Genomic DNA, 7665 nt, shown 5'->3' with positions numbered 1-7665 from the left:
TTGACTGGAGGTCAGAAATGAACATCAAGAGCCTTCTCCTTGGCTCCGCTGCAGCTCTGGTTGCAGCTTCCGGCGCTCAGGCTGCCGACGCAATCGTCGCGCCAGAGCCAGAAGCCGTTGAATATGTCCGCGTCTGCGATGCTTACGGCGCTGGCTACTTCTACATCCCAGGCACCGAAACCTGCCTGCGCATCCATGGCTACGTTCGTTACGACGCCAAGGGCGGCGATGACGTCTACGCTCGCGGCGCTTTTGTCCGTGACGCAGACGGCAATATAATCGGCGGTGGCTTCAACGGTGAGCGTGATACCTGGGGCAAGAACGCTCGTGCAACGCTCCGCTTCTCGACCGCTTCGGAAACCGAGCTGGGCACTCTCAAGACCTTCACCGAGCTTCGTTACAACTGGAACGGCGGCGGCGACGGCGAAGAAACGGCATACGGCTCCAACGAAAACAGCTCACTGCGTTACGCTTACATTCAGCTCGGCGGCCTGCGCGTTGGTCTTGATGAATCGGCCTTCGTGACCTTCCCGGGCTATCTCGGCAACGTCATCAACGACGACGTGATCCTCGCAGGCGGTTACCGCACCAACCTCATCAGCTACACCTTCACCGGTGGCAACGGCTTCTCGGCCATTGTGTCGTTCGAAGAAGGCGGCAATGGCGACTCTGACGTTGATGTCACCATCAAGGACTACATGCCGCACGTTGTTGGCGGTCTGAAGTACGCTGGTGGCTGGGGCTCGATCGCAGCTGTTGCAGCTTACGACGCTCGTAACGAAGAGTGGGCTGCCAAGGTTCGCGGCGACGTTAACATCACCGACCGTTTCTCGGTCTGGGCGATGGGTGGCTACAAGTCCAATGACGACACCTACCTCGGTTACACCGATGCAAACGGTCGTTTCCGCGGCATCCGCGTCATCGACTCGTTCTATGGTACCTGGGGCGGCGATTGGGCCGTTTGGGGCGGCGCTGCGTTCAAGGCAACCGACAAGGCTACCTTCAATCTGCAACTCGCCTACGACGACACCAAGACCTTCGCAGCAACCGCCAACGTTGCTTACGAACTGGTTCCTGGCTTCACCATCACGCCAGAAGTTTCCTACACCAAGTGGGACGACGAACATTCGGTTCTCGACGGTTCGGACGCTTGGCAGGGCATGGTTCGCTTCCAGCGCTCGTTCTAATCCCTCAGGGATTGTTCAAAAAGAACCCGGCAGCATCGCTGCCGGGTTTTTTGTTTGTCGATTTTCACAGTTGCGACCTTGCTTTCACCGAAAACTCGGTCTTTGTACGAGTAAGACGCGGCGGATCTTCGTCGCTTTGTTCCAATCATTTCCAGCGTGGAGGCGACATGTTCAAATGGTTTTGGCCCGGCTTAACATGGACCGCAGCGCTGACGGCGCTTGCACTCTGGTTCGGAGCCGATCAGGTCGAGACAGACATTGCAACGCGCACCGGCGAAGCACTTTCTCCATTCGTGTGGACGGGCTTCGATGTGGAGGGCCGCGATGTTACGCTGAAAGGCATTGCCCCCGATCCAGAGGCGCAATCTGCCGCGAAAGGTGCGCTGGAAAAGGTATGGGGGATTCGGGAAGTCACCGACCTGACGAGTGTTTTGCCGCTCATATCGCCCTATGCATTACAGATAAAGAAGAATGCCGACATCATTATCCTGTCCGGTTCAGTCCCGGATAATGATGTCAGGGACCGAATCATGACTGCTGCTGAAAATGTGGCTCCGGGCATTCCGCTCGATGATGAAATGGCAGTAGGCAGAGGCAGTCCGCCGAACTTCGCTGATTCGGTGGAATTTGCCTTGCAGCTTTTGTCTGACCTGCGGGAAGGAGAGGTCCGGGTTTCAGATCTCAATATTTCGATCAAGGGCAGGGCAGCGGACGGGGCAAGCTACCAGCGGCTTCGCTCCCAATTGAATTCTCCGCTTCCCTTCGGTTTGAAAGCCGAGCGGGTTGAGATTGGCGAACCTGAGCTTTTACAGTGATAAAGGCTCTCCCGATTTGGAATTCGTGTCCGTCAGTTTTCTGTTCGGAATTGACAGCCCGCCTGTTCGGACCTTTCCTTTCGCACTATGAATAGGCATAGCGGAGCATATGCTCCGTTTCCGGAATAGAAAGCGGACCTGACAATGCTTTATTTAGCCGTATCGTTTTGGCCGGTCCTCGTCTTGGCGGTTCTGATCGGCTTGATCGTAGGCTGGCTGACCAGTCCGAAGTAGCGGTGGCAAAGTGGGGCGGGGAAAACTGACGGCGAATATGTTCGTCGGACTTGAGTAATTTGGAGTACGAGGAAACCATATGCCGTTGCTGATTGTCCAACTGGCTGTTCTTGTTGCCATCGCTTTTGTTGTAGGCTGCCTTTTGGGTCGCTTTGTAAGGCGAAGAAGTGCTGCGATCTCGGACCATGAGCGCACAATCATCGCCGCAGCGCACGCCACGTTGCCCGCCGAGGAAATGCCCGAGGCGCCCAGGGAAACCGAAGCACCGGCAGAAACCGAGGAACTCAGGGCTTCACCGCAGCCAAGCAAGCCGGAAAAGCTTCCTCTGAAAGTCGTGCCCGAAGCGGAAGTGGTAGGAAACTGGTCTTCGCAGGACGAAAATTCGGGTGAAGAAACGCAACTTGTTCTTGATCCGGGCCGTCCGGAGCTTCTTGAAGCGGCGCGCCTTGGAAAACCTGACGATCTCACCGCCATAAAGGGTGTAGGCAAGGCCGTTCAGCAATTGCTTAACGGTATCGGCGTGTTTCACTACGATCAGATTGCCGGTTGGAACGATGAAGAGTCGCACTGGATCGAGCGAAATATTGGTTTTCCGCGTCGCGTAGAGCGCGAGGATTGGATCGCACAAGCCACAAAACTGGCAAATGCGGCCAGCAAAGCCCGTACCGGAAAGGTGGAAAAACCCCGCAAGGCAGTTGCCAAGCCCAAACCGCGGCGGACAAAAAAAGCAGACGAATAACCCGCCTTTTCTTGTCTTGGAGATTTCGGGTTAACGCCGACCGTAAATCAGGTCGGTCTGGATATCGGCGCTGCCGGTCAGTCGAGCCTTGTATACCTCATAGTTTTCCATCACGCGCTGAACATAATTCCGCGTTTCCGAATAGGGGATGCGTTCGATCCAGTCCACGACCTGATCGATTGGTTTGCCTCGCGGATCGCCGTATTTCTCAACCCATTCCGATGCGCGGCGAGGGCCTGCATTGTATCCGGCGAAAGTGAGGACGTAGGATCCATCGAAACGGTCGAGCTGTTCGCCGAGGAAGTGGGCGCCAAGCGTCGCGTTATACCCCGCGTCCGTCGTGAGACGCGGTGCGGAGAAGCTCATGCCGTTGCGGGTTGCCACACTTTTCGCTGTTGCGGGCATCAATTGCAGCAAACCGCGCGCTCCCGCCTTGGAAACCGCCCCAACGTTGAATTCGCTTTCCTGTCGGGCGATTGCATAGGCGAGTGCCTTGCCCGACCCGCTTATATTGGCGGTGGCAGGAATTGCTCCGAGCGGATGTGACAGGGCGCCCACGTCGAGCCCGCGCAGTGCGGCGGTTTTGCCGACGCGCAACGCCAGATAGTGATTTTCGTTGCGTTCGGCCATGACCGCCAGCAGGGCGAGCTCGCCCACGCTGTCGAGTTCCTGCGAAAGCTGATTGTAGAGCGTTGTTGCGCGATTGCTGTAGCCGACCTGTTCCAGCCGCTTGATCGCCTGGACGGCAGGGCGGCCAGCAAAGCGCGTGCGGTCCGCATCGGTCGGTTTCGGATAGATGAGTTCCGGCGCCTTTTCGTTCAGCTTGGCGGCTGAAAGCTGTCCGTAGAAGGTTGTGCCGAAATGAGCGGAGCGACGATAATAGTCCCGCGCATTGCCGCCGCTACCTGCTTCAGCCGACCGGCCAAGCCAGTAAAAGGCCCGGGATGCGGAAATAGGGCGCGACGAGATTTCCGCGATCCTGGCAAAATGCGGGGCAGCCGTCTTTGGCTGATTCAGGGCGCGGAGCGCATACCATCCGGCATGAAATTCAGCTTCTGCAGCCATTGTGGAGGATTCAGCCGCATGGGCGGAAACCAGCTTGTAGGCAAGCTGCGGCTTGCCCAGGTCAAGTAACTCCCGCGACAGGATACGCCGTTCCACCCACCAGGCATCGGGATCGACGAGCGCCGATGCCTGACGCGGAGCTTTCAGCATAAGGTCCGTTGCTTCGTTGTAGCGTTCCGTACGCCGCAGATAGCGAATCTTCAGGAACTGATAGGCGGCATTGCCCTGCCAGCTGCGATCGACATCCGCTATGGCCTTGGCAGCGTTCGGAGATTTTTGTGCAACTGCCGCAAAGGCGTTGTAAAGTGATTGGGCCTGTGCCGGGCCTGCAAGCAATTTTGCCGATTGCATGCGTTCATTATAGAGGGAGCGCAAAAGACGCCGCTGATGATCCTCGCGGGTCAGGACGCCCGAGAACTCTTTCAGAATCTTCTGTTCGTCGTTGGCAGAAAGACGTTGCGTGGACCACCATGGCGAAAGCAGCTCACGCGCTTTGGCTGCATTGCCGGTGCCGACATAGGCGCGGGCAAGAAGGATCATGCCTTCGGTCGTCTGTGGACGCCTGTTGCCAAGGGTGGCGATTACGACCGCAGGAGCCGGATTTTCCTTGAACAGGGCTCTTTCCGAATTGCTGCGCAAAGCCGACATTCCCGGCCAGCCACGCAGATCTGTCGCCGCAGCCGCAATTTCTGCACTCGGTACACCGTCGAGGCCTGAAGTGGCAATGGCCCAGGTCAGAATCTGTCGGTCGAGCGACCCATGGGGCATGGCATTGCGAAACGCTATTGCACTTGCAGCATCGCGAGAGGAAAGAGCATCGAGCCCGCTTTTCAGCGTTCCGCCGATGGCGGCCGGGTTTTCCATACGGCTGACTGCAGATGTCACCACGGGGTCAGGTGTAGCCGGACGCGGTTTCGGCGTTACCAGATTCATCGGCGACTGATGTGTCGTGGTCGGCGCGAACGGACGTGCGAGCGGTGTCGGGATATCTGTCGGCAGCGATGATTGCGCGCACGAAATCACCGGCTGCAAGGCAGCCGCAACAAAGCAACTCGCGAGGAGTGCTTTTTTCTTCAAGGATATTGCTGCGGCGTGTTTCGACATTGGCTAACTAGAACAGAGACTTTATTGGCGGGCAATATGTTGTTGAAATCCGGCTTTTCTTAGCCCGGCTTTTTGATCGTCGATTTCGCTCGCTAAGTTAGGCTCAAGGAATGAATCTATCCTTAACAAAGCGTTATCCCGAACCTTTGCTCGCGCAGTTCCTCCGCCGCGTTTGATGTTCCTTTAATCAATACGGCGTATCGTCGGCGCTGCATGGAACGGGCAACAAATTTTGCCGCAAAACCGCCGCATTACGCTTGTTTTGCCAGCATACCCCGCTTGCTCCCCTCGTGCTGCAAGACTATTGTGCAACGCCTCAACCTGGTCACATGCCCAAGATGATTGGGGAATGAGGTCCCGTCTTTCTTTTTTCAGGAGTTCACTAATGCTGAAGGGCTCAATCACCGCGCTTGTCACGCCATTCGATTCCGAAGGAGCGTTCGACGAGAAAGCCTTTCGCGCATTCGTAAACTGGCAGATCGAAGAAGGTACCAAAGGACTGGTTCCAGTCGGAACGACTGGTGAAACGCCAACCCTGTCGCACGACGAGCACAAGCGCGTCATCGAGGTTTGTATAGAAGTTGCGGCTGGCCGCGTTCCCGTGATTGCCGGCGCCGGCTCTAACAATACGGTGGAAGCAATAGAACTGGCGCAGCACGCCGAGAAGGCCGGTGCCGATGCGGTTCTCGTTGTCACGCCTTATTATAACAAGCCGAACCAGCGCGGCCTTTACGAACATTTTTCACAGGTGGCCCGCTCCATCTCGATCCCGCTCATCATCTACAATATTCCCGGTCGCTCGATTGTCGACATGACCCCGGAAACGATGGGCGCTCTCGTTCGTGACCACAAGAATATCGTGGGCGTCAAGGATGCGACCGGCAAGATCGAACGCGTTTCGGAACAGCGTGCGGCCTGTGGCAAGGACTTCATCCAGCTCTCGGGTGAAGACGCCACCGCTCTCGGCTTCAACGCCCATGGCGGTGTAGGGTGCATTTCGGTCACGTCCAATATCGCGCCGCGTCTGTGTGCCGAATTTCAGGATGCATGTCAGGCGGGCGATTTCGCCAGGGCGCTCGAATTGCAGGATCGCCTCATGCCGTTGCACAAGGCGCTCTTCATCGAGCCGAATCCCTCGGGTCCGAAATATGCCCTGTCGCGACTTGGCCGCGTGGAAAATGTGCTGCGTTCGCCGATGGTGACAGTTGAAGCCGCGACAGCAGAGAAGATCGATCAGGCCATGAAGCACGCGGGTCTGGTCAACTGACCTGCCAAGTTTACCGCTTTCGCTGATTTTTACGCTCCCGTAGCTTCGGGAGCGTTTTCATTTCAGGCATTGCACATTATATGGTGCCATCATGAACAAGCCCAAGAATTCTCCCGTGCGCAAGATTATCGCGGAAAACCGCAAGGCGCGCTTCAATTACGAAATTCTCGATACGCTCGAAGCCGGTCTTGTTTTGACAGGCACCGAGGTCAAGTCGCTGCGCGCCAATCAATCGAACATAGCGGAAAGCTATGCGAGCTTTGAAAACGGCGAGTTCTGGCTGATCAATTCCTATATTCCGGAATATACCCAGGGCAATCGCTTCAATCATGAGCCGCGACGTCTGCGCAAGCTGCTGATCAGCAAGCGCGAAATGTCCCGCTTGTTCAATTCCGTGTCCCGCGAAGGGATGACTGTGGTTCCGTTGAAGCTATACTTTAATGATCGGGGCCGCGCGAAGCTGGAACTGGCTCTGGCGCGAGGCAAAAAGACCCACGACAAGCGTGAGACGGAAAAGAAGCGCGACTGGAACCGCGAAAAGGCTCGCTTGATGCGAGATCGCGGTTGAGAAAGGCAATGTGAAAAGAGCGCCTCAGGCGCTCTTTTGATTCAGATATTCACGCACGTTCCGGAATACGGTGCGGAACATGGCGTCCGTCAGCCGCCCGGTATTCGTATTATAGCGTGAGCAGTGATAGCTGGAGAAAATACGCAGATTGCCGATATCGCTCGCCTTGTCATGGCCGAAGGGATGTCGCGCAACCGGCGCGCCAAGTGCACGAACGGTCGATTGATGCGCAATCGTTCCCAGCGTGACGACAGCTTGCAGATTTGGAAACCGGGTCAGCATTGGCGACAGGAACTGGCGGCAATTATTGATCTCGGAGCCGATTGGCTTGTTCTCCGGCGGCACACAGCGTACCGCATTGACGATGCTGGCATCCAGCAGGCGGAGGCTGTCATCCGGGCGGGCTTCGAACTTGCCGGTCGCAAACCCGAATTCGCACAGCGTGCTGTAGAGAAGATCGCCGGCATAATCGCCGGTAAAGGGGCGTCCGGTCCGGTTGGCACCGCGCAGACCCGGTGCCAGCCCCACAATCAGGAGCCGGACATCGGCGTCATCTGCCGGAAGGAACGGCGGAACCGGGGCGTTATGCCAAGACGGCTCCTTGCGTCGCCATTCTTGCAGGAAGGCGTGCAGCCGCGGGCAGATGTGACAGTTGGGAGATGGTTCGGAAATCATGCCCTTGCATG

The 7665-nt window shown here is 56.9% G+C and carries 7 protein-coding genes; 5 read left to right on the top strand and 2 right to left on the bottom strand.

Features of this window, described 5'->3' with window-relative positions:
* Positions 1-17: 17 nt before the first annotated feature.
* From F9K78_RS17625 to F9K78_RS17615, 3 genes are all read left to right on the top strand, one after another.
* Positions 18-1187 (top strand): porin, encoded by a 1170-nt coding sequence (locus tag F9K78_RS17625; RefSeq protein ID WP_151682519.1) that lies wholly within the window; start codon positions 18-20, stop codon positions 1185-1187.
* Between the two features lie 167 nt (positions 1188-1354).
* Positions 1355-2002, top strand: a complete 648-nt coding sequence (locus F9K78_RS17620) for a BON domain-containing protein (RefSeq protein WP_151682518.1) — start codon at positions 1355-1357, stop codon at positions 2000-2002.
* 313 nt (positions 2003-2315) lie between these two features.
* Positions 2316-2975 carry a 50S ribosomal protein L21 gene (locus F9K78_RS17615; RefSeq protein ID WP_121982768.1) on the top strand — a complete coding sequence of 220 codons (660 nt, stop codon included), beginning with the start codon at positions 2316-2318 and terminating at the stop codon, positions 2973-2975.
* Between the two features lie 30 nt (positions 2976-3005).
* On the opposite strand, the gene F9K78_RS17610 is transcribed toward F9K78_RS17615, so the two are convergent.
* On the bottom strand, positions 3006-5144 hold the full coding sequence (locus F9K78_RS17610) for a lytic transglycosylase domain-containing protein (protein WP_208851931.1): 2139 nt from the start codon (positions 5142-5144) through the stop codon (positions 3006-3008).
* A gap of 385 nt (positions 5145-5529) precedes the next feature.
* Here F9K78_RS17610 and dapA point away from each other — a divergent pair, with 385 nt between their 5' ends.
* Positions 5530-6411, top strand: coding sequence for a 4-hydroxy-tetrahydrodipicolinate synthase (dapA, locus tag F9K78_RS17605; RefSeq protein WP_121982767.1), 882 nt, complete (start codon positions 5530-5532; stop codon positions 6409-6411).
* A 91-nt stretch (positions 6412-6502) separates the two neighbouring features.
* The gene (smpB, locus tag F9K78_RS17600) at positions 6503-6979 is read left to right on the top strand and encodes an SsrA-binding protein SmpB (protein ID WP_121982766.1); all 477 of its coding nucleotides are present in this window, start codon (positions 6503-6505) and stop codon (positions 6977-6979) included.
* 24 nt (positions 6980-7003) lie between these two features.
* Here smpB and F9K78_RS17595 read toward each other — a convergent pair whose 3' ends face one another.
* On the bottom strand, positions 7004-7654 hold the full coding sequence (locus F9K78_RS17595; protein WP_121982765.1) for a uracil-DNA glycosylase: 651 nt from the start codon (positions 7652-7654) through the stop codon (positions 7004-7006).
* Positions 7655-7665 lie beyond the last annotated feature (11 nt).

Source organism: Brucella pseudintermedia (assembly GCF_008932435.1).
GTDB lineage: Bacteria > Pseudomonadota > Alphaproteobacteria > Rhizobiales > Rhizobiaceae > Brucella > Brucella pseudintermedia.
This window is presented reverse-complemented; position numbering and strand designations above follow the sequence as displayed.